The organism is Variovorax sp. GW821-FHT10B04 (genome assembly GCF_059415645.1).
The window spans coordinates 119,032-141,701 of the sequence record NZ_JBWKNQ010000004.1 but is presented as its reverse complement, the minus strand read 5'-3'; the positions used below and the strand labels follow the sequence as shown (position 1 = coordinate 141,701).

23 protein-coding genes are annotated in these 22,670 nt (G+C 67.7%); 16 read left to right on the top strand and 7 right to left on the bottom strand.

Annotated elements, in window-relative coordinates; translation table 11 throughout:
- Nucleotides 1–2 precede the first annotated feature (2 nt).
- From AC07PZ_RS11930 to AC07PZ_RS11910, 5 genes are read right to left on the bottom strand one after another with little or no spacing between them, the layout of a single operon-like run.
- Nucleotides 3–626 carry a nuclear transport factor 2 family protein gene (locus AC07PZ_RS11930; protein ID WP_495295302.1) on the bottom strand — a complete coding sequence of 208 codons (624 nt, stop codon included), beginning with the start codon at nt 624–626 and terminating at the stop codon, nt 3–5.
- A 1-nt stretch (nt 627) separates the two neighbouring features.
- Nucleotides 628–1,413 carry an enoyl-CoA hydratase-related protein gene (locus AC07PZ_RS11925; RefSeq protein WP_495295301.1) on the bottom strand — a complete coding sequence of 262 codons (786 nt, stop codon included), beginning with the start codon at nt 1,411–1,413 and terminating at the stop codon, nt 628–630.
- On the bottom strand, nt 1,410–3,518 hold the full coding sequence (locus AC07PZ_RS11920) for an acetate--CoA ligase family protein (protein WP_495295300.1): 2,109 nt from the start codon (nt 3,516–3,518) through the stop codon (nt 1,410–1,412). Before AC07PZ_RS11920 ends, AC07PZ_RS11925 begins: the two co-directional genes overlap by 4 nt.
- Nucleotides 3,511–4,620, bottom strand: a complete 1,110-nt coding sequence (locus AC07PZ_RS11915; protein WP_495295299.1) for an acyl-CoA dehydrogenase family protein — start codon at nt 4,618–4,620, stop codon at nt 3,511–3,513. Before AC07PZ_RS11915 ends, AC07PZ_RS11920 begins: the two co-directional genes overlap by 8 nt.
- The gene (locus AC07PZ_RS11910) at nt 4,617–5,771 is read right to left on the bottom strand and encodes an acyl-CoA dehydrogenase family protein (RefSeq protein WP_495295688.1); all 1,155 of its coding nucleotides are present in this window, start codon (nt 5,769–5,771) and stop codon (nt 4,617–4,619) included. Before AC07PZ_RS11910 ends, AC07PZ_RS11915 begins: the two co-directional genes overlap by 4 nt.
- A gap of 329 nt (nt 5,772–6,100) precedes the next feature.
- Between AC07PZ_RS11910 and AC07PZ_RS11905 the strand changes: the two genes are divergently transcribed.
- From AC07PZ_RS11905 to AC07PZ_RS11830, 16 genes are all read left to right on the top strand, one after another.
- Nucleotides 6,101–7,201: an LLM class flavin-dependent oxidoreductase gene (locus AC07PZ_RS11905; RefSeq protein WP_495295298.1), complete on the top strand. Its 1,101-nt coding sequence runs from the start codon at nt 6,101–6,103 to the stop codon at nt 7,199–7,201.
- Between the two features lie 57 nt (nt 7,202–7,258).
- The gene (locus AC07PZ_RS11900) at nt 7,259–8,449 is read left to right on the top strand and encodes a CaiB/BaiF CoA transferase family protein (RefSeq protein ID WP_495295297.1); all 1,191 of its coding nucleotides are present in this window, start codon (nt 7,259–7,261) and stop codon (nt 8,447–8,449) included.
- Nucleotides 8,449–9,267 (top strand): enoyl-CoA hydratase/isomerase family protein, encoded by an 819-nt coding sequence (locus tag AC07PZ_RS11895; RefSeq protein ID WP_495295296.1) that lies wholly within the window; start codon nt 8,449–8,451, stop codon nt 9,265–9,267. Before AC07PZ_RS11900 ends, AC07PZ_RS11895 begins: the two co-directional genes overlap by 1 nt.
- Before the next feature lie 11 nt (nt 9,268–9,278).
- Nucleotides 9,279–9,782 carry a flavin reductase family protein gene (locus AC07PZ_RS11890; RefSeq protein ID WP_495295295.1) on the top strand — a complete coding sequence of 168 codons (504 nt, stop codon included), beginning with the start codon at nt 9,279–9,281 and terminating at the stop codon, nt 9,780–9,782.
- Between the two features lie 40 nt (nt 9,783–9,822).
- Nucleotides 9,823–10,749: an SDR family oxidoreductase gene (locus AC07PZ_RS11885; RefSeq protein ID WP_495295294.1), complete on the top strand. Its 927-nt coding sequence runs from the start codon at nt 9,823–9,825 to the stop codon at nt 10,747–10,749.
- 10 nt (nt 10,750–10,759) lie between these two features.
- Entirely contained in the window at nt 10,760–11,629 is an 870-nt protein-coding gene (locus AC07PZ_RS11880; protein ID WP_495295293.1) for a MaoC/PaaZ C-terminal domain-containing protein, read from the top strand.
- 14 nt (nt 11,630–11,643) lie between these two features.
- The gene (locus AC07PZ_RS11875) at nt 11,644–12,000 is read left to right on the top strand and encodes a VOC family protein (protein WP_495295292.1); all 357 of its coding nucleotides are present in this window, start codon (nt 11,644–11,646) and stop codon (nt 11,998–12,000) included.
- A 32-nt stretch (nt 12,001–12,032) separates the two neighbouring features.
- Nucleotides 12,033–13,199, top strand: a complete 1,167-nt coding sequence (locus AC07PZ_RS11870) for a thiolase family protein (protein WP_495295291.1) — start codon at nt 12,033–12,035, stop codon at nt 13,197–13,199.
- The gene (locus AC07PZ_RS11865; protein WP_495295290.1) at nt 13,196–13,570 is read left to right on the top strand and encodes a Zn-ribbon domain-containing OB-fold protein; all 375 of its coding nucleotides are present in this window, start codon (nt 13,196–13,198) and stop codon (nt 13,568–13,570) included. Before AC07PZ_RS11870 ends, AC07PZ_RS11865 begins: the two co-directional genes overlap by 4 nt.
- Nucleotides 13,571–13,686: 116 nt before the next feature.
- Complete coding sequence (locus AC07PZ_RS11860) at nt 13,687–14,601, top strand: LysR family transcriptional regulator (RefSeq protein ID WP_495295289.1); 915 nt, start codon at nt 13,687–13,689, stop codon at nt 14,599–14,601.
- A 104-nt stretch (nt 14,602–14,705) separates the two neighbouring features.
- Entirely contained in the window at nt 14,706–15,704 is a 999-nt protein-coding gene (locus tag AC07PZ_RS11855; RefSeq protein ID WP_495295288.1) for a Bug family tripartite tricarboxylate transporter substrate binding protein, read from the top strand.
- A 14-nt stretch (nt 15,705–15,718) separates the two neighbouring features.
- Nucleotides 15,719–16,510 carry an SDR family NAD(P)-dependent oxidoreductase gene (locus AC07PZ_RS11850; protein WP_495295287.1) on the top strand — a complete coding sequence of 264 codons (792 nt, stop codon included), beginning with the start codon at nt 15,719–15,721 and terminating at the stop codon, nt 16,508–16,510.
- 23 nt (nt 16,511–16,533) lie between these two features.
- Complete coding sequence (locus AC07PZ_RS11845; protein ID WP_495295286.1) at nt 16,534–17,475, top strand: SDR family NAD(P)-dependent oxidoreductase; 942 nt, start codon at nt 16,534–16,536, stop codon at nt 17,473–17,475.
- A gap of 50 nt (nt 17,476–17,525) precedes the next feature.
- Nucleotides 17,526–18,398, top strand: a complete 873-nt coding sequence (locus AC07PZ_RS11840) for an alpha/beta hydrolase (RefSeq protein WP_495295285.1) — start codon at nt 17,526–17,528, stop codon at nt 18,396–18,398.
- A gap of 5 nt (nt 18,399–18,403) precedes the next feature.
- Nucleotides 18,404–19,435 carry a hydroxyacid dehydrogenase gene (locus AC07PZ_RS11835; RefSeq protein WP_495295284.1) on the top strand — a complete coding sequence of 344 codons (1,032 nt, stop codon included), beginning with the start codon at nt 18,404–18,406 and terminating at the stop codon, nt 19,433–19,435.
- Nucleotides 19,436–19,502: 67 nt separating this feature from the next.
- A complete protein-coding gene (locus AC07PZ_RS11830; protein WP_495295283.1) occupies nt 19,503–20,645 on the top strand; it encodes an alpha-hydroxy acid oxidase in 1,143 nt (380 codons plus the stop codon).
- A 35-nt stretch (nt 20,646–20,680) separates the two neighbouring features.
- On the opposite strand, the gene AC07PZ_RS11825 is transcribed toward AC07PZ_RS11830, so the two are convergent.
- The gene (locus AC07PZ_RS11825) at nt 20,681–21,661 is read right to left on the bottom strand and encodes a Bug family tripartite tricarboxylate transporter substrate binding protein (RefSeq protein ID WP_495295282.1); all 981 of its coding nucleotides are present in this window, start codon (nt 21,659–21,661) and stop codon (nt 20,681–20,683) included.
- 28 nt (nt 21,662–21,689) lie between these two features.
- Nucleotides 21,690–22,670 carry a Bug family tripartite tricarboxylate transporter substrate binding protein gene (locus AC07PZ_RS11820; RefSeq protein WP_495295281.1) on the bottom strand — a complete coding sequence of 327 codons (981 nt, stop codon included), beginning with the start codon at nt 22,668–22,670 and terminating at the stop codon, nt 21,690–21,692.

The following is a 22,670-nucleotide window of genomic DNA, read 5'->3' as shown; positions in this document are numbered from 1 at the left end:
GGTCAGAGGCCGATGGCCTGCCGCTTGGCGTACAGCACATCGGCATGGTCGCGGGCCGAGCGCATCAGTGCCGGATTGGCCAGCGCGCCGGCCGAAGCCACCCGCGCGCGGTAGAGGTCGAACAGCACGTCGCGGTGCAGGATGCGCCAGCAGCCGTCGCGCCGGGTCACATGGTCGACGTAGCGTCCGACCACTTCGTTGTCGACCGCATCATCGGCACCGGCGACCTCGCCATTCAGATAGGTGAGTCGTGACGGACCCGCGGCCGGGCTCAGCCGCTGGTAGGTGGTGAAGTAGCTCTCCACCAGGGCGCTGTCGTCGCCAGCGAACTCGATCAGCACGTTGCTGATGACATGCAGCGATTGTTCGATGGTGGCATGGCGCTTCTCCAGCGACGCGATGAATCCGTCGACCGGTCCCTTGTAGTTGCCATGGTTGTCATAGGCATCGGGGTGGTAGGCGGATCGCACCAGGGCCCAGTCCTTGCGGTCGACACCGCGCGCATAGCGGAACAGGTTCTGTTCGATCTCGAACACGTCGGCGAGCCGCCGAGGCGAATCGGGCCGTGGGGAAGAAGAAGGTGTCACGGTGGCCATGGTCATGGGTGTCGTTGCGTCGGAGCTCATGTCATTTGCCGATGAAGACCGGCGTGCGTTTTTCGAGGAATGCCGCCACCGCTTCCTTGTGGTCTTCCGTGGCGTAGACCACGGCCATGTGCGACGAGATCTGGTCCAGGTGCGTGGCCAGGTCGATGGCCTGCGCCTGGCGTGCGGCGCGCTTGATCATGCGGATGGCGACCGGCGGGCCGGCGGCGATGCGCTGGGCGAGCGCCAGCGTGTGGTCCATCAGGACCTCGTCGGCGACCACCTCGCTGACCAGGCCCAGGCGCGCCGCCTCGGCGGCGTCGACGAAGCGGCCGGTCCACAGCAGCTCCAGCGCACGCGACATGCCGACCAGCCGTGGCAGGAACCATGCGCCGCCGTCGCCGGGCACGATGCCCACCTTGACGTAGGTCTCGGCAAAACGTGCGCTGCTGCCGGCGATGCGGATGTCGCCCATCAGCGCCATGTCCATCCCCGCGCCCGTGGCGACGCCGTTCACCGCGACCAGCACCGGCTTGTCGATGGCCATCATGGTCATCGGAATCCGATGGACGCGATCGGACAGCGAATTCTTGCGCTGCAGCGCGGTGTCTTCGCCGCGGTCGCGCATGTTGCCGATATCGCCGCCGGAGCAGAAGGCGGTGCCCGCGCCCGTCAGCACGATGGCGCGCACGTCGTCGCGCGCCTGCGACTCCTGCAGCGCAGCCGCCCAGCTGTGCAGCATGGCCGTCGTGAAGGCGTTGCGCTTCTCGGGGCGGTTCAACGTGATGGTCGCGATGTGCGCATGGACATCGAACAGCAGTTCACTCATGGCGCACTCCTGACGCCGAGAGCGTCGACGACCGTCAGGCCCGCGCCGGCCGCGTGCACGAAGATCGGGTTCAGATCCATTTCGGCCAGCACGTCACCGGTTCGGGCGGCGATGTCCGACAGCGCCACCAGCAGCGCGCACAAGGCGTCGACGTCGCAGGGCGGGCGGCCGCGCACGCCGGTCAGCAACGGATAGCCCTTGAGCTTCTTCAGCATCGACAGCGCCGTGGCCGTGCCGAAGGGCGCCGGCGCCAAGGCCGTGTCGTCCAGCACTTCGACCAGGATGCCGCCGAGGCCCACCATCACCATGGCGCCGAACTCGGCGTCCTGCACGATGCCCGCGATCATCTCGAGGCCCGGCCGGCCCATCGCCTGGACCAGCACACCGTGGATGTCGGCATGCGGCGCGTAGGCCCTGGCGTTGTGCAGCAATCGGGTCGCGCCTTCGTGCACGGCCGCGACGGAGTCGATGTTCAGCAGCACGCCGCCGGCTTCGGTCTTGTGTGGAATCTGCGGCGACTGGATCTTCAGCGCCACCGGCAGGCCGATGGCTTCGGCGAACTCTGCGGCCTGCTCGGGTGTCCTCGCCAGCCGCTCGGCCGGTACGGCGATGCCGAAGGCGGCCAGCAACTGCTTGGATTCGTATTCGCACAGTGTCGGCGCGCCGGGGCGGCCGAGCAGGTCGAGCACGGCTGCCGGCAAGGGCTTCGGCGCGGCCGGCACTGGCCGCTGAGCCCGGGCGGCCTGGAACTGCGAATAGGCGAGAAGCCCCTGCAGCCCGCGCACGCATCCCGTGATGCTGGTGTAGCAATACAGCCCGAGCCGATCGAGGATGGCCATGGAACTGGCGGAGGGCAGCGTGTAGCTGTAGAACACCACCGGGATGCCCAACTCGCGGGCCAGCCGGCCCATGTCCTCGCCTTCCTTCTTCAGGCGCGTGTCGTGCGCGAAGGACGAGGCGACGATGATGGCGTCGATGTAGTCCGCGTCGCCCAGCACTTCCATCGACTGCGCATAGGCGTTGACGCCTTGCGCCGTGATGTCCACCGGATTCGCCGTCGAGCCGTACGACGGGATGAAGCGTGCCAGCCGTGCCTGGCGCTCCGCGTCGATCGGCGGCACCTCCAGCCCCATCGCCTCGCAGGTGTCGGCCAGCCAGACCGCGGTGCCGCCCGATGTCGAGATGATCGCCACGCGCGGGCCGCGCATCGGCTTGCGCTGCGAGAGGGCCGCAGCCAGGTCCAGCAACTCGTCCTGGTCGTCCGCACGCAGCACGCCGTGGTGCGCCAGCACCGCGTCGGACACGCGGGCCGAGCCGACCATGGCGCCGGTGTGCGAGGCCGCCGCGCGCTGGCCGGCGCGCGAGCGCCCCACCTTCGCGACGATCAGCGGCTTGTTCAGCTGCGCGGCGCGTTCGGCCACCTGCAGGAAGCGGCGCGGCTGGCGGAAGCTCTCCACGTACAGCATCACGTTGGCCGTGCCGGGGTCGTCCAGCATGTGGTCGACATAGTCGTTGAGTTCCAGGTCGACCTGGTTGCCGACACTGACGATGTGGCTGAACGCCATGTTGCGTTGCCGACCGCGGTTGTAGAGCGCAAAGCCGAGACCGCCGCTTTGCGAGACGATGCCGGTGCTCGGGCCGCTGGCCGGCCGCGGCAGGTCGATGGCCGGGCTGAAGGTGGCGGCGACGCCATGGCGCACGTTGAAGAAGCCTTCGGAATTCGGTCCGTTGACGCGAATGCCGGTACGTTTGCAGATGGCCTCGACCTGCTGCTGCAGCCGCATGCCTTCGGTGCCTTCCTCGGAGAAGCCCGAGCTGAAGATGACCGCGGCGGCAATGCCGTGCGCAGCGCATTCCTCCAGTGCCTGCGGCACCTGCGCGGCCGGAATCGCGATCAGCACCAGATCCACGCGCTCCGGAAGTTCGGCGATGCGCGCGTATGCACGCAGGCCGGCAATCTCCGGGCGTGTGCGGTTGACCGGGTACACGCGGCCGGCATAGTTCTCGCGGAGCAGGGTGTTCAGGACCTTGCCGCCGATCTTGGTGGCGTCTTCCGTTGCGCCGATCAGCGCGATGCTGGCGGGATTGAAGAACTTTTCAAGCATGGGTGGCGAGCCGGTAGCGGTTGGCTTCAGGGAATTGCCGGGGCGCAGTGACGAAGGCCCACAACTGATCGGCACCGACATCGGCCACGGTGCGGCCGATCCAGTTCGCCCATTCGGCGTCGGAGCCGAACTCGTCGCGCCAGGACATCAGGCGCAAGGTGCTCCGATGCAGCGGGTGCTCCAGCGCGAAGCCCATGGCGCCGTGGACCTGGTGGGCCACCGCCACCACATGGCCGGCCGCCTCGCTCACGCGGGCCTTGGCGGCGGCGACGGCCAGGGCCGCGGGCGCGTCATCGGCGGCGGCGGCGACCGCGGCCTCGACCGCGGCGGCGGTGGCCGCGACCTGCGAGGCCATCATCGCCACCTGCTGCTGGACCGCCTGGAACTTGCCGATGGGCCGGCCGAACTGCACGCGCTCGGCGCTGTAGCGAAGCGTGAGGTCCAGCGCCGTCTGCATGGCGCCGCTCATCTGGGCGGCACGCCACAGCGCGGCCTGGAAGTAGAGCCGGTCCCACGCCCAGCCCCGGCCTTCCGCGCCGACGGCGGCGTCATCGAGCAGCAGGCCGTCGAAGACGAAATCGTCACGCGGCTCGCCCGCATGGTTGTGGCCCAGCTGCTGCGGCGCGGGTGCCGGAACGCACACGGTGACGTGGCTCGCACCGCAGGCGACGATGGCGACGATCGACCCGACGTGGCGCCCCCATGGAATGCGCCGCAAGCGCCCCGACAGCGCCCAGCCCGTGGCCGTGCGCTGCAGGTGCAATCGGTCCGACGCCAGCACCGGACCGAATGCCAGCGGATGCGTGGGCGCCGGCAGGCCGGCCGCGTGCAGCGCCAACTGGCCGAGCAGGGTTTCGACCAGGGGAATGGGTGCGGCGGTGGCCCCGACGGTTCGCGCCAAGGCCGCAAGCACCGGCAGCGGCAGCGCATCCGCCCCGTCGGACTCGGCGTCCAGTGCCGTGCAGAGCCCGGCCTGCGCGGCGTGCTCCCACAAGGCGGCGGGCCACGGCGCTTGCTCCGTACCGCCGTGCGGCGCAATCGTGCCCAGGTCGTTGAACAGCCGGGTGGCCGAGTCGACCACCATATCGATCATCTCGCTCATCGCATTCCCAGGCTCTTGGCGATGATGCCGCGCAGGATTTCGCGCGTACCGCCACGGATCGAAAAAGATGGCGCGTGCAATGTGGCGCGCGCCAGCGCGGCCTGCAGGTCGGCGGCCGGGCCGTCGAACCTGGCCGACTCGGGTGCAAGCAGGCGAGCGACTTCGGGGATCTCGCGCTCGAAGCCGGTGCCCAGGTCTTTCACCAGCGCCGCCTCGGTGGCGGGCGTCACGCCACGCTGCAGCATGCCTGCGATCGACATCGACATCCGCTGCAATGTCCACAGGTGCGCGACCAGCCGGCCGGTGGCGGTGTGCGATGCGGACGTCGCCTGCAGCGAAGTCCAGGCGACCAGTTGCCGCAGCAGGAAGTAGGTGCTGAGCCAGCGGTCCGGGCCGCTGCGCTCGTAGGTCAGTTCGCTGCTGACCTGGTTCCACCCGTTGCCCAGCGTGCCGATCAGCATCTCCTGCGGAATGAACACCTTGTCGAACACGACCTCGTTGAAGTCCGCTTCACCGGCCAGGTTCCGGATGCCGTTGATGCGGATGCCGGGCGACTGCAGGTCGACGAGGAACTGGCTGACACCGCCACGCCGGTCTTCCTCGGCCGCCGCGGTGCGGGCGAACAGGATCATCATGTGTGCGCGGTGTGCATTGCTGGTCCACAGCTTGGAGCCGCTGACCTGCCAGCCGCCGTCGACCGCCACGGCCCTGGTCCGTACCGACGCGAGGTCGGAGCCGGAGTCGGCTTCGCTCATGCCGATGCAGAAGGTGCATTCGCCCTGCGCGATGCGCGGCAGGTAGGACGCGCGCTGCGCCTCGGTGCCGAAGCGCATCAGCACCGGACCGCTCTGCCGGTCGGCCACCCAGTGCGCCCGCACCGGCGCACCGGCGGACAGCAGCTCCTCGGTCACCACATGGCGCTCGAGCGCGCTTCTCTCGTGGCCGCCGTATTGCCTGGGCCAGGTCATGCCGATCCAGCCCTGGCGCGCGAGCCGTCGGCTGAACTGGCGGTCGAATCCCGCCCATCCGGCCGGGCCCGGCTTCCAGGTGCCTTGCCGCTCCTCGCTGGCCAGGAAGGCGCGGACCTCCTTGCGCAAGTCCATCAAGGCGGCCGATTCCGGCAATTGCTCGAACTTGAATTGGGACTGCATTGACAAGTCCGTCTCCTTTCTTCTGTGTGCAGCCCGACAGCCGCATTGCCGGAAATTATGGGTGGCTCGACTCCGGCGCCAGACCGACAAAAGCCGTAAAGCTGCTTTGCAGAAATCACGCGGAGTCGCTCGATGCCGGCGCAACCCCCTCATGAAACATGAATGAACCATGAGGAAGGCAATGAAGAGACGCTTTATTTGCGGTTTCTGCAAAGCACGTGTTCGATTTGAAGTACTTATGCAGACAGCGCCCGATTCCTAGAATTTCTGCACGCCATCAAGGCTGCGAAGCACAGAGAACACGTGCTCGCCATAACCAAGGAGCACGCATGGATTTCGGCATCTTCAACCTGCTGCAGCAGCGCAACCAGAACAAACCCTCGCACCAGATCGTTGCGGACACCGTGGAGCTGACTCGTCTTGCCGACGAATTGGGCTTTGGCGCCGCCTGGTTTGCGGAGCATCATTTTTCTAATTACGGGCTATGCCCATCGCCATTGATGATGGTGGCCCATTGCGCGGCATTGACGAAGAACATACGGCTCGGGCCGGGCGTGATCGTCGCACCGCTCTACACGCCGGCGCGCCTGGTGGCGGAGATCGCATTGGTCGACCAGTTGTCGAATGGCCGCCTGAACCTCGGACTCGGCGGCGGTTACCAGCAATTCGAGTTCGAGCGCTTCGGCGTGTTGATGGACAACACCAAGGAACGCACGCTCGAGATGCTGGACATCATCGAGCTCGGCCTGAAGCAGAAGAAGTTCAGCTACCAGGGCCAGTTCTATCAGCAGCTTCTGTCATCGATCAGCGTGCGGCCGGTGCAGCAGCCGATGCCGCCGGTCTGGATCGCCAGCGGCGACCCGCAATTGATGCGCCGTGCCATTCGCGACGATCATTCGATCTTCATCGGCGGAGGGCTGGGCAATTACAAGCGCATGGGCGGCCTGCGTTCGGTCATCGACGGTATCTGCGAGTCCGAGGGCAAGGATCCGGCCAAGGCCAAGCTGGGACTGCTGCGCTTTGCCTATGCCAGCGACGACGAGGCCGAGATCGATCACTTCGTGGATTGCGCGCGCTACCAGCAGCGTGTGGCCGTGGCGTTGAAGACGCGCGCCGAGTCGGTGGCCGACGACTACATGATCAACGAACAGCCCTTTGCGGAGGAGTTGTCGCTGGAGAAGATCAAGTCGAACCTGCCGGTCGGCAACGTGGAGACGGTGATCGAGCGGCTGGTGCGCGACATCCGCGTGGTGCGCCCGCACCATGTCGCCATCCACACGCAGATCGGCGACCTGGGCCACGCGGCCATGTGCCGCCAGCTGGAACTGTGGGCCCACACCATCATCCCTGCGGTGCAGAAGGAGGTCGCCAGGTTCGACACCTATGTGAGTCTGGCCCCGGCATCGGGCGAGGTCGCACTTGCCCGTTGACCGCGACCGCCGCCGCCGCGCCACGCGGCCGGCCGATGCACACCACACAAGGAATATATGAGCCAGGCACCATTGGCAGGAATCCGAGTCATCGACGTGAGCCGAGTTCTGGCCGCACCCTTCTGCGGCCAGTTGCTGGCCGACATGGGCGCCGACGTCATCAAGGTCGAAGGCCCGTCGGGCGACGAGAACCGCGGCTGGGCGCCGTTCAACGCGTCCGGCCAGAGCTGTAATTTCATGAGCGTCAACCGGGGCAAGCGCGGCATCACGCTGAACCTCAAGACGCCTCAGGGGCAAGAGATCCTCGGCAAGCTGCTGGCCAAGGCCGACGTGCTGATCCACAACTACCTGCCCGATGTGGCCGAGGTGCTGGGCATCGACGAGGAGAAATTCCGCGCCAGGTTTCCACGCCTCGTCGTCTGCGGGATCTCGGCCTTCGGCGCGCAGGGACCGATGCGCAATCGGCCCGGCTACGACTCGCTTCTGCAGGCCTTCGCCGGGATCATGGGATTCACCGGCGAGCGCGAAGGCAAGTCGGTGCGCTCCGGTGTGTCCTTCGTCGACATGACGACGGGCGCCTTCGCGTATGGCGCGGTGCTCACCGCATTGATGGGGCGCACGCAGACCGGCCTCGGCACGCATGTGCGCGTGTCGCTGCTGGAGACCGCGCTGGGCCTGTTGAGCTACCACGGCGTCTCCTGGCTCGAAGCCGGTGTGCTGCCGCAGAAGGAAGGCTCCGGACTCTGGAACCAGGTGCCCTACCAGGCGTTTCCGTGCAAGGACACCGAGCTGGTGACGGGCGCCTTGAACGATGCCACCTGGCGCCGCATGTGCGAGGCGATCGGCAGGCCCGATCTGCGCGACGACCCGACGCTCGCCACCAATGCGCAGCGCCTGGAGCGCCGCCAGGAAGTCATCGACATCTTTGCCGCGACCTTCCTGCAGGACACCGCGGCCGAGTGGACGCGCAAGCTGGGCGAGGGCGGCGTGCCCGTCGCGCCGATGCACACCGTGGCGGAGGCGCTGACCCACGAGCAGTCGGTGGCCAACCAGATGGTGATGCACATGACGGACCAGGATGGCAAGGACATCCGGCTGCTGGGCGTTCCGTTCAAGGTGGGCGACACACCCAGCCATGCCACACGGCCGCCGCCGCGCCTGGGCGAGCACACCGAGGCGGTGCTGCGTGAACTGGCCGGGCTGTCCGATGGCGAGATGGATGCGCTGCGCGCGCAGCGGGTGATCTGATGGGCGAGGTCGAGATCGAGCAGTCCGGCGACGGTGCGGTCACCTTCTGGCTGCACAACCCTGGCAAGCGGAATGCGCTCGATGACGCCATGCTCGGCACGCTGGTGCAAGGTATCCGGCATCACGCGGCGCAGGCGCATTGCCGGTTGATCGCATTGCGCGGACGGGAAGGCGACTTCTGCGTCGGCCGCGATGTGGCGAACCTGCAGCGCGACCCCGGCGCGGCCGGCGGGCCGGTGGACGCGATGGCGCAGGTCCGCCCCGCCCATCTGCTGGCCGAGACATTGCGGCAGTGCCAGGTTCCCACCGTTGCCGTGGTGTCCGGACTGGCGGTGGGCCTCGGCATGGGCCTGGTCGTCTGGTGCGACCTGGCGATCGCGGAGCGGCAGGCCAGATTCAGCGTTCCCGAGGCCCGCCTCGGCATTCCGCCCAGCATGATCGCCATGTCGATGGTGCGCCTGATCGGCGCGCGCGCCACGGCCGACCTGACCTTGCGCGCCCGCACCATCGGCACCGAAGAGGCCGCCCGGATCGGCCTGCTGGGCAAGGTCTGCGACGGCGAAGCCGGACTGTCCGCCGAAGTCGCCGCGATGGCGGCGGACATCCTGAAGTGCAGCCCGGCCGCCCTGCGGTCCAGCAAGGCACTGATGCGGGAGATTGCGGACCAGCCGTTCGCTGCGGCCTTCGATCGCGCGACGGCCGTCGCAGCGGGCTCGCTGGGCAGCCCCGATGCGGTCGAGGGAATGGATGCGTTTCGCGGCAAGCGGCCGCCGCGCTGGGCCGTGCGGCCGAATGCCGATGAAAGGACCGGGCCATGATGGGGAATGCGATGAGCAATGCTTTTGCGTTCGATGTCGGCGGTTTCCGCAAGGCGCTCTCGGGATTCGCCACGGGCGTGACCGTGATGACGGCACGCGGCGACGACGGCAGGCTGGTCGGCGTGACCTGCAACTCGTTCAACTCGGTCTCGCTCACGCCGCCGCTGATCCTCTGGAGCCTGGCGAAGAAGTCGTCCAGCGTCCCGGTGTTCCTGAACAGCCGGTACTTCGCGGTCAACATCCTTTCGCACGACCAGGAGCATCTGTCCCGGCAGTTCGCGACCAGCAGCGCGGACAAGTTCGCCGGCGTCGACTTCGAGGCGGGTCATGGCGGCGTGCCGATCCTGCAGGGCGCCACCACGCTGGAGTGCGAGATGGGCTCCTGCTACGACGAGGGCGATCACTACATCCTGGTCGGCAAGGTCGTGCGCTACGACCGCAACGGCAAGCCGCCGCTGATCTTCCACGACGGCCAGTACCTCCGCCTGCAGGCGGAGCCGCCATCGACCCATTGACGCGTCGGCAGGCAGACCAGAGATCAAACAGGAGACATAAATGGACGAGATGACAGGTTTGGCCGGCAAGGTGGCCGTGGTGACGGGCGCCGGCCGGGGCATCGGCCGGGAGGTCGCGCTGATGCTCGGCCGCTACGGTTGCAAGGTGGTGGTGAACGACGTGGGTGCGAGCCTGAACGGTGCCGGCGGCGACGACGGCCCGGCACAGGAGGTGGTGGCGGCCATCCGCGAAGCCGGTGGCGAGGCCGTGCGCAGCGGGGACAGCGTGGCCGAATGGCCGGGCGCGCAGCAGATCGTGCAGCAGGCCATGGACAGCTTCGGACGCATCGACTTCGTGGTCAACAACGCAGGCATCCTGCGCGACAACATCTTCCATCGCCTGAGTCCCGAGGAGTTCGATGCGGTGCTGAAGGTCCACCTGTACGGCAGCTTCCACGTGAGCCGTGCCGCCGCGACGCACTTCCGCGACCGCAGCGCCGGCGTCTACCTGCACATGACATCGACCTCGGGCCTGATCGGTAGCCTGGGGCAGGCGAACTACGCGTCGGCGAAGGCCGGCATCGTCGGGCTGTCGCGCTCGCTGGCGCTGGACATGGCGCGCTTCAACGTGCGCTCCAACTGCATCGCGCCGCACGCCTTCAGCCGCATGATCGAGTCGGTACCCGGCAAGAGCCCGGAAGAGCAGGCCGCCTACCTGGAACTGCGGCGGGCGACCACGCGGCCGGAGCAGATCGCCTCGGTCGCGACCTTCCTTCTGAGCGACGGCGCAAAGGACATCACGGGCCAGATCTTCGGCGTGCGGGGCAACGAGGTCTATCTGTACAGCCAGCCGCGGCCCATCCGCGTGTTCCAGCGCACCGAACCATGGACCGTGGAGACGTTGTCCACGCAGCTCGCGCCCGCCTGGGCCAGTGCGTTCGTGCCGCTGGAGCGCACGCGCGACGTCTTTCCCTGGCAGCCCGTCTGAGCGAGGCCACATGGCAATCGACAGACAGCAACTGCTCGACTGGCCGTTCGAGGACGTCGTGCAGAGCTACACCGCGCGCGACAGCATGCTCTATGGCTTGAGCCTCGGGCTGGGCATGGACCCGGTCGATCCGCAGCAACTCCAGTTCGTGCTGGAGCCCGGGCTGCGGGCGTTTCCCACCATGGCGCTCGTACTGGGTCATCCCGGGCCATGGACGGCCCATCCCGACCTGGGCATCGACCGCAAGCGGATCGTGCATGGCGAGCAACGCATCGACTGGCTGGGCGAGCTGCCCGTCGCCGGCACGGTGCGCGGGCGCACGCGTGTCGTGGACGTCATCGACAAGGGCGTGGACAAGGGCGCGCTGATCCTGACCGAGCGCACGCTGTCGATGGCGGACGGCGGCGCACCGATCGCCTCGATCACCGGCACCACGGTGTGCCGCGGCGACGGTGGCTTCGGTGGGCCGTCCGCCCCCGCATCGGGTGCTTCGGCGCCACCGCATCCGATGCCCGAGCGCGCGCCGGACCTGTCCATCGAACTGCCCACCACGCCGCAGGCCGCGTTGCTGTACCGGTTGAACGGGGACTACAACCCCTTGCACGCCGACCCCGTGCGCGCCCGCGAGGCCGGCTTTCCACGCCCGATCTCGCACGGGCTGCTGTCCTTCGGCCTGTGCGCACGCGCGCTCCTTCAGGGCTGCTGCGACATGGACCCGGCGCGCCTGCGCGGCCTGTCGGGCCGCTTCGCCGCACCCACCTACCCGGGCGAAAGCCTGCGCGTCGATCTCTGGCGCGATGGGCAAGGCGTTTCCTTCCGGGCCATCGAGCCCACGCGCGGCGTGCAGGTCGTCTCGAACGGCCGGGCGTTGCTGAGATGACGGAGCACACAGGAATGAACATCACCACACGGCGCATCCAGAACAGCACGCTGGTCGCGCGCGACGCCGACGCGCTCGCCGACTTCTACGCGTCGGCACTGAACCTGAAGCCCAGGTTCAGGGACGCCGGCCACTGGATCCAGTTCGACGTGAACGGGCACAACTTCGCGATCGCGGGGCCCCGCGAGGCCGCAGTCGACCATGGCGCCGTGCTGGTGTTCGAGGTCGACGACCTCGAGGCCGCATGCGCGAAATTCCAGTCGCTCGGCGGCGCCCTGGTGTCGACCCGCGACATGGGAACGCACGGCCGCGTGGCCACGCTGACCGATCCTGCGGGCAACACGGTGCAGTGCTTTCAGCCGGCCGGCTGATGGCCGCGCCCAGCCATCGAGCGAATCACCGCATGCGTTCCCGACCTCCAGCCTGCATCGCCGGCATCTACGAACATCCGACGCGCCTCGCACCGGACAAGTCCCTGGCCCAGTTGCACGCCGAATGCGCACTGGGTGCGCTGGCCGATGCCGGGCTGCACAAGAGCGACGTCGACGCCTATTTCTGCGCCGGCGACGCGCCCGGCCTCGGGCCGCTGTCGATGGTCGACTACCTCAACCTGAACGTCAGGCATGTGGACTCGACCGACATCGGCGGTGCGTCCTACATCTCGCATGTCGCGCACGCGGCCGATGCGATTGCGCAGGGCCGGTGCAACATCGCGCTCATCACGCTGGCCGGACGGCCGCGCAGTGCCGGCTCGTCGGGGCTGAAGCCGCGGGCGGTGCAGCCCGACCAGCCCGATGTGCCGTGGGAGATGCCCTATGGCCCGGCCACGGTGAACCTGTATGCGATGTGCGCCATGCGCCACATGCATGTCTACGGCACGACGTCCGAGCAACTCGCCTGGGTCAAGGTCGCGGCCTCGCACCATGCCCGGCACAACCCGAACGCGATGCTGCGCAAGCTGCTCACGGTGGACGACGTGCTGAACTCGCCGGTCGTCGCCAGCCCGCTGCATCGGATGGACTGCTGCGTGGTCAGCGATGGCGGCGGCGCGCTGCTGGTGGTGCGCCCGGAGATCGCCGCGCAGCTCCGGCAGCCGGTCGTGGCGGTGCGCGGCGCCGGCGAGGCGGTCAAGGGGCAGATGGGTGGCGACGTCGACTTGCTCTACTCGGCCGGTGCCATGTCCGGCCCTGCCGCATTTGCGCAGGCGGGTCTGCAGCCATCGGACATCAAGTACGCATCGATCTACGACAGCTTCACGATCACGGTGCTGATGCAGCTGGAGGATCTCGGCTTCTGTGCCAAAGGCCAGGGCGGCGCGTTCGTCGCCGACGGCGGACTGATCGCCGGGGTCGGGCGGCTGCCGGTCAATACCGACGGCGGCGGGCTGTGCAACAACCATCCAGGCAACCGCGGTGGCATGACGAAGGTGATCGAAGCGGTCCGGCAATTGCGCGGACAGGCGCACCCCGAATTGCAGGTGCGCAATTGCGACCTGGCGCTGGTGCACGGCACCGGCGGATCGCTCGGCACCCGGCATGGGGCGGCCACATTGATCCTGGAGCGGCAATGAGTGAAGACCATGACGCATCGCCACCCGGCCATCGCCTGCAACTGCCCCGCTGCACCGCATGCGGGAGGTTTCATTGGTATCCGCGTCCCTTCTGCCCGTTCTGCGGCGCCACGGACCTGGAATGGCTCGACGCGAGCGGCCACGGCAGCGTCTACAGCGCGAGCACCATGTGGCAGGCCAGTCCGGTCTACACGATCGCCTACGTGACCCTCGAAGAGGGGCCGACCATGCTGACGCAGATCGTCGACTGTGCGCACGAAGACGTCCGCGTGGGCATGCCCGTGCAGCTGCGCTTCGGACCCACGGCCTTCAGCGAGACGGCCGTTCCGCTGTTCGGCCCGGCCGGCGCCGCGGCAGCACCGGACCCCTGACCCCCTGGTTCACCATATCGACGCGGTGAAGCCAAGTCGGCATGCTGTGGGAACTCATCCGCGGGCTCCGCCCGGGTCCGGATGAAGGCCCGACGCAACCCTCGAAGCTTCACAGAATGCTCAATTCCATTCGTCTTTTCCTGAAGGTGGTCCAGGACGGCAGCCTGTCCGCCGCTGGCAGGACCCTGAACCTGTCCCCGGCCTCCGTGTCGCGGCACATCGCCGCGCTGGAAGCCAATCTCGGTATCCAGCTGTTCAACCGGACCAGCCGCAAGATCGTGCTGACCGATGCCGGGGAAACCTATTACCAGCGCATCAAGCCGGTGGTGGAGGAATTCCAGGACGTGCACAACTTCGCGCGGCAGATGCAGGACGAGGCGCAAGGCGCCCTGCGCATTCATTCGCGCACGTCGGTGGGCATCCAGCTGATCGCCCCGGGCATCAAGGAGTTCTGCGAGCGGCATCCCAAGGTCACCGTGGAACTGCAGCTGTCCGAGGACTCCGTGAATCTGATGGACAAGGATTTCGACATCGACATCCGCCTGGGCGAGCTGGAGGACTCGTCGTTCCTGGTGCGCAAGCTCGCGCCGAGCGAGCGCGTGCTGGTCGCCAGCCCGGACTACCTGGACACCCATCCGCCGATCCTTTCTCCCGAAGACCTGCTGCAGCACAACTGCCTGACCTACAAGCGGGACGCGGAGCTCACGTCGTGGCGGCTCGCGAAGGCCGACGTGGCGGACCAGGTGCTCGACATCGCGGGCTCGTTCCACAGCAACAACGCCGAGGTGCTGCGCCGCGTGGCACTGAGCGGCCTGGGCGTCGCGCTGCTCACGGACTGGGCCATCTACGCGGACCTGCGCGAAGGCCGTCTTCGGCATGTGCTGCCGTCGTACCGCGCAACCAACCGCTCCTTCAACAACGGCATCTATGCGGTGTTCCGGCAGACGCGTTACGTGCCGAAGAAGGTGCGTGTGTTCGTCGACTTCCTGGTCGAGCGCATGAAGGTCGCGCAGCCCGACGGCAAGGACTGATTTGCGGTTTCCAAGAAGGTGTTGTGCGCACGTTGCAAGCTCGGAAAAAACCAATCCGTGCCACCATCAAAGCGTTGTGCAGCACAACCTGAAGGAGACAAAAAATGAGCTTGAAGAATGCCAAGCGCTGGCTGCTCGGCGCTGCGAATCTGGCCGGTTGCCTGGCCGGCCTTCTCATCGGTCCGGTGGTGCATGCGAAGGACAGCTTTCCTTCGCACCCGCTGACGATCGTGGTGTCGTATCCGCCTGGCGGTTCGAGTGATCCGGTGGCGCGCCTGATGGCCCAGCACATGAGCAAGAGCTTCGGGCAGCCGGTGATCGTCGAGAACCGGGCCGGCGCCGCAGGCACCATGGGCGCGGCCTATGTGAGCCGCGCAAAGCCCGATGGCTATACCGCTCTCTTCGCCCCGAACGGCGTGTCCCTGCACCCGGTGACCATGAAGAAGATCGCGGGCTACGACGTGCGCCACGACCTTGCGCCCGTCAGCCTGATCTCGACCGGCCCCTATGTGCTGGCCGTCAATGCGGACCTGCCGGTCAACAGCGTCGCCGAACTGATCGCCTATGCCAAGGCGAATCCGAAGAAGCTGTTCTACGGCACGGCCGGCGTGGCCTCGCCGCTGCATCTGCTGACGGAGCTGTTCGATCGATCGGCCGGCATCGAGATGAACCATGTGCCCTACAAGGGCAACGGGCCGGTGCTGGTCGGGCTGGTGGCGGGCGAGGTGCAGGTCGCCATGGACACCGTGACCAGTGCCCGGCCGTTGATGGAGACCGGGCGGCTGAAGATTCTTGCCGTGACCGGCAATACCCGCAACGCGATGCTGCCCGACGTGCCCACGCTCGACGAGGCCGGCGTGCACGGTGTCGACGGTGTCCTGTGGCAGGCCTTCTTCCTGCCCAAGAACACGCCGGCGCCGCTGGTCGCCAGGTGGAACGCCGCAGTGCTCGCGGCGCTGCAGGTTCCGGCGGTGCGCAGCATGCTGGGCGAGCTCGGTTTCGATGTGCTCGGCAGCACCCCCGCAGGACTGACCGAGCGGATCAACCGCGACATCGTCCAGTGGGAAACCATCGTCAAGAACGCCAACATCCCCCTGGACTGAGATCGAGCATGGCCATGAATCCTGAACAACAAGTCGCCGTCGTCATCGGCGGTGCCAACGGCATCGGCGCCGCCACCTGCCGCCTGATGGCGGCGCGCGGATGGCGCGTGGTGGTGGCCGACCGCGACAGTGCGGCGGCCGACCTGCTGGCCGCCGAAATAGACGGCCATGCCCGTGCGGTGGACGTGACCGACGTGGCGCAGATCAAGGCGCTCGCGGCCCATGTCGATGCCGAGCTGGGCGGCGCCCGTGCGCTGGTGGTGTCGTCCGGCGCGTTCCAGCCCGTGCTGGCACCGGAGGACATCTCGGCCGAGGTCTGGAACCACATCGTCAACGTCAACCTGAGCGGTACCTTCCACTGCAACACGGCGTTCGGCGTGTCGATGGTGCGGCGCGGCGGCGGCAGCATCGTCAACATCGCGTCGGCCACCGGCATGCAGGCAGCGCCCGTGCTGGCCTATGCGTCGAGCAAGGCGGCGGTCATCAACCTGACGACCAGCCTGGCCTGCGAATGGGGGCACGCGGGCGTGCGCGTCAATGCCGTGTCGCCGGGTGTCACGCTGGTCGAACGGATCCTCAAGCGCTGGGCCGCCGGTGGCGGCACGCGGGCTGCGGGAGATCCGGCGCGGCATGCGGCGCTCGCCCGTTGCGTGGCGCCGGAAGAAGTGGCCGAAGCCGTGGAGTTCCTGGCGTCGGCCCGTGCGTCGGCCATCACCGGCATCAACCTGCCGGTCGACGCCGGCTGGGTCGCCGCGAGCGGCACCGAGATGTACGGCGGCCCGCGCCAGGCCCCGAACGCTTCCTGAACACCTTGATCGCGGAGTCCCGAATGAACGAATCCTCTCTTGCCGGCCGCGTGGTCATCGTGACGGGCGCGGGCCGCGGCATCGGCCGCGAGTGCGCCCTGCTGATGGCCAGGGAAGGTGCCCGGTTGGTGGTCAACGACGTCGGCACATCGCTGCAGGGCGAAGGCCACGATGGCGCCGTGGCCCAGGCCGTGGTCGACGAAATCCGCCGGCAGGGCGGCCAGGCGATCGCCAGCCAGGTCGACGTGTCGCGGCCGGACAGCGGCGACCAGCTGGTGGACGCTGCGCTGCAGGGCTTCGGCCGCATCGATGCCGTGGTGAACAACGCCGGCATCATGCGCGGCAAGCCCTTCTGCGAGATGGACGAGGCCAGCTGGGATCTGGTGCTGAAGGTCAACCTGAACGGTGCCTTCTACCTGAGCCGCGCGGCGGCGCCGCACTTCGTGCGCCAGCGTTCGGGTGCCTTCGTCCACATGACGTCCTCGGCTGCGTTGATCGGTGCCGTCAACCAGGCCAACTACGCGGTGTCGAAGAACGGCGTGGCCGCGTTGTCGCGTTCACTGTCGCTCGAGATGCAGGCACATGGTGTGCGCTCCAACTGCGTGGCGCCCCTGGCGTTCAGCCGCATGACCATCGGCGCGACGGGCCGGTCCGAAGACGATCCGATCGTGCGGAAGCAGCGCGAGATCGAAGGTGCGGCCGCGGTGGCGCCGCTGGTGGCCTACCTCGCCAGCGACGCGTCGCGGCAGATCAATGGCCAGGTCATCGGCGTGCGCGGCAACGAGGTCTATCTGTATTCGCAGCCGAGGCCGATCCGCGTGCTTCACGAGCGCGAGGGCTGGTCGCTCGACAGGCTGGCGCAGACCCTGGCGCCAGCCTGGCAGTCGGCACTGACGCCGGTGGAGCGGACCCGCGATGTCTTTACCTGGGACGTCGGCAGCAGCAGCCCCCTGCGATCGTCCTGATTTCCGCAAGTCCGCCCGGACTGCGTTTCAACCATGGAGATGGAGACAAGGTGAATACAAGAACTGATGTCAGCTTTGCCGTGGGCGACGGCCTGCGCCTCGCCGGCTGGCTGTACCGGCCACGGCATGCGACCGGGCCCGTGCCGCTCATCGTGATGAGCCATGGCACCGGCTGCGTCAAGGAGATGGGCCTGGCGCCGTTCGCCGAGTCCTTTGCGGACGCCGGCTTCGCATGCCTGGTGTACGACCACCGCAACCTGGGCGCGAGCGAAGGCGAGCCACGCGGCGAGCTCGATCCGTGGCAGCAGGTCAGCGACATGAAGGACGCCGTCACCTACGGCTCGACGCTCGAAGGCATCGACGCCAGCCGCCTGGCACTGTGGGGCACGAGCTATTCGGGCGGCCATGTCATCGTGGCGGCCGCCACCGATCGCCGCGTCCGCTGCGTCGTCGCGCAGGTGCCGACCTTGAGCGGTTCGCAGACCAGCGTGCTGGGCATGTCGGCGCCGCAGATCGCCAGGATGATCGAGAGCTTCGCGGCCGATCGGGTGGCGCGCTACCGCGGTGCGGCGCCGTTGCGCGCCGCGCCATCGGCCGCCGGCACGGAGACCGGCGACTGGTTGATCGCCACCGGCACCGGCACGCGCTACCGTGGCGACCTGACCCTGCGCAGCAAGGAGCTGCGGATGGGCTACGAGCCGATCGACTACATCGCCCGCATTGCGCCGACGCCTTTCCTGATGATCGGCGTGACCCGGGACTCGCGGTCGCCGACGCAGGAGCAGGAAGAGGGCTTCAGCCGGGCCGCCGAGCCGAAGAAGCTGGTGATGATCGACGGCGGCCATTATTCGGTCTACGACCAGACCCGTCCCCAGGCGACGCAGGCCGCGCTGGACTGGTTTCGCACGTACCTCGCGGAATGACGGCCATGGCGAAAACCAGACTGGTCTATTTCGAACGCTGGGCCGACCCGGTGGCGCTCGACGTCCTGGCACGGGACGACGCCGTGGAGGTGGTGCGCCTGGAATACGGCGGCGACGTGAAGAACAACCAGGCGCGGATGGCCGATGCGCATGGCTACCAGATCGGCGGCCGTTCCGAGCTGAGCGACCCCTGGTTCGGCGACGCGGCATTGATCGCGCGCTGCCCGCAGCTGCTGGCGATCAGCACCATCGGCGCCGGCTTCGACGTGGTCGATGTCGACGCCTGCACCGCGGCCGGCATCCTGGTCCTCAACCAGACCGGCCTGAACAAGGAAGCGGTGGCCGAGCACGCGCTGGGCATGATGCTGTCGCTGTCGAAGAAGATCGTGCAGACCAACCACGCGCTTCGCCACGGCGGCAAGCTCGAGAGATTCAACCACCTGGGCAACGACCTCTACGGAAAGACCGTGGGCATCGTCGGCCTGGGCGAGATCGGCACCCGCATGGCGCGCATCTGCGCGCGGGCGTTCGACATGCGGGTGCTGGCCTGCGACCCGCTGTTGACGGCGAAGCAGATCGAGGAGCGCGGCGCCCGCGGCGTGGACCTGAACGAGCTGCTCGCGCAGTCCGACTACGTGACGCTCCATTGCCCGCGCACGCCGGAGACTCTCGGCATGTTCGGTGCGGCGCAGTTCGCGGCGATGAAGCGCAGCGCCTACTTCATCAACACGGCGCGCGGTGGCGTGCACGACGAGACCGCGTTGTACGAGGCCCTGACCGCCGGCCAGCTCGCGGGTGCCGGGCTGGACGTGTTCGTCACCGAGCCGCCGCCCGCCAGCCATCCCTTGCTGACCCTCGGCAACGTCGTCGTCAGCCCGCACATCGCCGGCATCACGGACGAGGCCATGCGCGCCATGGCGCAAGGTGCGGCCGAGCAGTGGCTGGGCCTGTTCCGGGGAGAGCGGCCGACCCGGCTCGTCAATCCGGCGGCCTGGCCGAAGTTCCAGCAGCGCTACCAGCACATCCTCGGCCGTTGAGCGGCAGCGCACCGCAGCCGCGTGCCCTGGCTCGCGCAGTCATCGCCAGGACAGGAGATAAGCCCGAATGAATTACAAGAATGCCTTGTCGGTCGAGGACATGAAGCGCCTGGCGCGGCGCCGCCTGCCTCGCATCGTGTTCGACTACGTCGAAGGCGGATTGGGTACGGAGCGCGGCATTGCGCGCAACGAGGAAGCCTTCAGGCGATTGACGCTGATGCCGCGTTATCTGTCGGACGTCACCACATGCGACCAGTCCCTGCCGCTGTTCGGCCGCCGGTATGCGCGGCCCTTCGGCATCTCGCCTACGGGCGGCGCCGGCCTGCTGCGCGCGCGCGGCGACACGATGCTGGTGCAGGCCGCGAAGGCGGCCAACATACCGATCATGCTGTCCGGCGCGGCCGACCTGCTGATCGAGGACGCGGCGAAGATCGCGCCGGACAACGTGTGGTTTCAGCTCTACGCGGCCAGCGACCGCGGCATCGTCAACGACATGATCGATCGCTGCAATGCCGCGGGCGTCGAGACGCTGGTCCTCACCATCGACACGCCCGTGCGGCGCCGGCGCGAGCGCAATGCCCGCAACGGTTTCAGCTACAACCCGCGGCTGCGGCCCAGCATCGTGCTCGACGGCCTGTGCCATCCGGCCTGGCTGGTCGACTATCTGCGCCATGGCGGCCCGCCCAGCTTCCGCAACTGGGAGGCCTATGCGCAGAACGATCGCCGCAAGGCCATCGATCTGTTCCATCGGCAGACGCCCGCCGTGCAGTCCTGGGAGGACATCGCCGACTTCCGTCGCCGCTGGCCGCGCAATCTCGTGATGAAGGGAGTGCTGCATCCTGACGATGCGCGCCGCGCGGCGGATTGCGGGCTCGACGGCGTGATCGTCTCGAACCACGGCGGACGGCAGCTCGACGAGGCGATCACCTCGCTGCAGGCGCTGCCCGCCGTGGTCGAGGCCGTCGGCGACCGCATGACCGTGATGCTGGACAGCGGTGTTCGCACCGGTGGCGACGTCGTGTCGGCCATCGCGCTCGGTGCGCGCTTCGTCTTCGTCGGGCGGCCCACGCTGTATGGGCTGGCGGCCGCGGGCGAGGCCGGTGTGCGCCGGGTCATCGACATCCTGGCCGAAGACGTCGCCGGCGTGATGGGCATGTCGGGCAATGCCACGCTGGAACAGCTGCCCGCCGATCTGGTCGGGCAATTCTGAGGAGAGCCGGACACCGAAGTCCGGCTCCCGGCTTTTCAGTCCTGCACCATGTCCAGGTCGATCGCCGTGCGGCGATAGGTCTCGCGTTCATCCTTGACGAACCTGGCCAGCGCTTCCGGCGTGGTCACCGGCGTGTAGACCAGGCCCGCGTCGCGCATCCGGGTCTGCACGGTCGGGTCGTTGAACGCGGCGACGAAAGCCTTGTTCAGCCGCGCGGTGACCGGCTTGGGCAAGCCCGCCGGCCCGAAGATCCCGAGCCAGCCGCCGCCGAATTCGCCGCCCGCCACGCCTTCTTCGCGCATCGACGGCACGTCCGGCAGCAGCGGACTGCGGGCCGGCAGCGTGGTCGCCAGCACGCGCAGCTTGCCCTCCTTGACGAAGTTCATCACCGAACTCGTCGCGAACATCGCCTGGACCCGGTTGGTCAGCAGGTCGGCCGCCGCGCCCAGCTCGCCCTTGTACTGGACCTGGGTCATGTTCAGCCCGTGCTTGCGGGCGACGTCGGACATGATCATCCGGCCCTGCAGGTTGCCGGTCGCGTAGTCCACCTTGCCCGGATTGGCTTTGACGTAGGCGATGAACTCCTTCATCGTCCTGGCGGGGAAGCTCGGGTTCACGTAGAGGAAGAACGAGAAGTCCACCGATCCCGCGATCGGCGTGAAGCCGGTCACCGGATCGAACGGCGGGTTCTTGCGCATCGCCGGAATGCCCATCAATGAGCCGCCACCGGCCCAGAGCACGCGGTAGCCGTCGGCGGGTGCCTTGTTGACGTCCATGATGCCGATCAGCGCCTCGGCGCCCGGCTTGGGCTCCACGATGATCGGCTGGCCCAGCTCCTTGCTGGCGACTTCGGCAATGGCGCGTGCAATGGTGTCCGACGTATTGCCGGCCAGGAAGGGGGACACCAGCGTCACGGGCCGGGTGGGGAACGTCTGCGCGAACGCAGGCACGATGGACAGCGCAACACACAGGCCGGCAACACGGCCGATGGCGCGCAGGCTCGCATTTCGAATCATGGTGAGTCTCCTGCTGTGGGTCTGCGCATCAGTCCTGGACGAGATTGAGTTCCGTCGCCGTCTTGCGATAGATGTCCCGCTGCGCCTTCACGTACTGCGCAAGTTCCTCGGGCGTGTTGTAGGGCGTGTAGACGAGTCCGTTGTCGCGCAGCTTGCCCTGCACGTCGGGACTGTTGAACGCCTTCACGAATGCGGTGTTGAGCCGCTGAACGATGGGCTTCGGCAATCCGGCCGGGCCGAAGATGCCGAGCCATCCGCCTCCGAATTCGCCACCGGCAATGCCTTCCTCGCGCAGCGTGGGAACGTCGGGGAGGAGCTCGCTGCGCTTGGTCAGCGTGGTCGACAGGACCCGCAGCTTTCCTTCCTTCGCGAAGTTGAGGATCGACGTCGTCGCCCAGATCGCCTGCACCCGGTTCGTCAGCAGATCCGCGGCGGCGCCGACTTCTCCCTTGTATTGAACCCGGACCATTTCCAGGCCGTATTTCTTCTCCATGTCGGCCATGGTCAGAAGGCCCTGGTTGTTGCCGGTCGCATAACTGACCTTGCCCGGATTGGCCTTCACATAGGCAATGAATTCCTTCGTCGTCTTCGCGGGAAAGCTGGGATGGACGTAGAGAAAGAACGAGAAGTCGACCGACGCCGCGACCGGCGTGAAAGCGACCACCGGATCGAAGGGCGGGTTCTTGCGCAGTGCCGGCGGAATCATCAACGAGCCGGCGCCACCCCACAGCACGCGGTAGCCATCGGGGCGGGCGTTCTGGACGTCCGTGGCACCGATCAGTCCTTCCGCGCCGGGCTTGGACTCGACGACGATGGGTTGCCCGAGATCCTTTGCCGCGGACTCGGCGATCGCGCGGGCCACCGCATCGGCCGAACCGCCGGCGAGATAGGGCGAGACCAGCACGATGGGGCGCGAGGGATAGGCCTGGGCGGCCGCATCGAGGCCGATCAGGGCGAGGCAGGCAGCAGCCGCGAACCGGATGCATCCGCGCATCTTTCGAGTGAACAT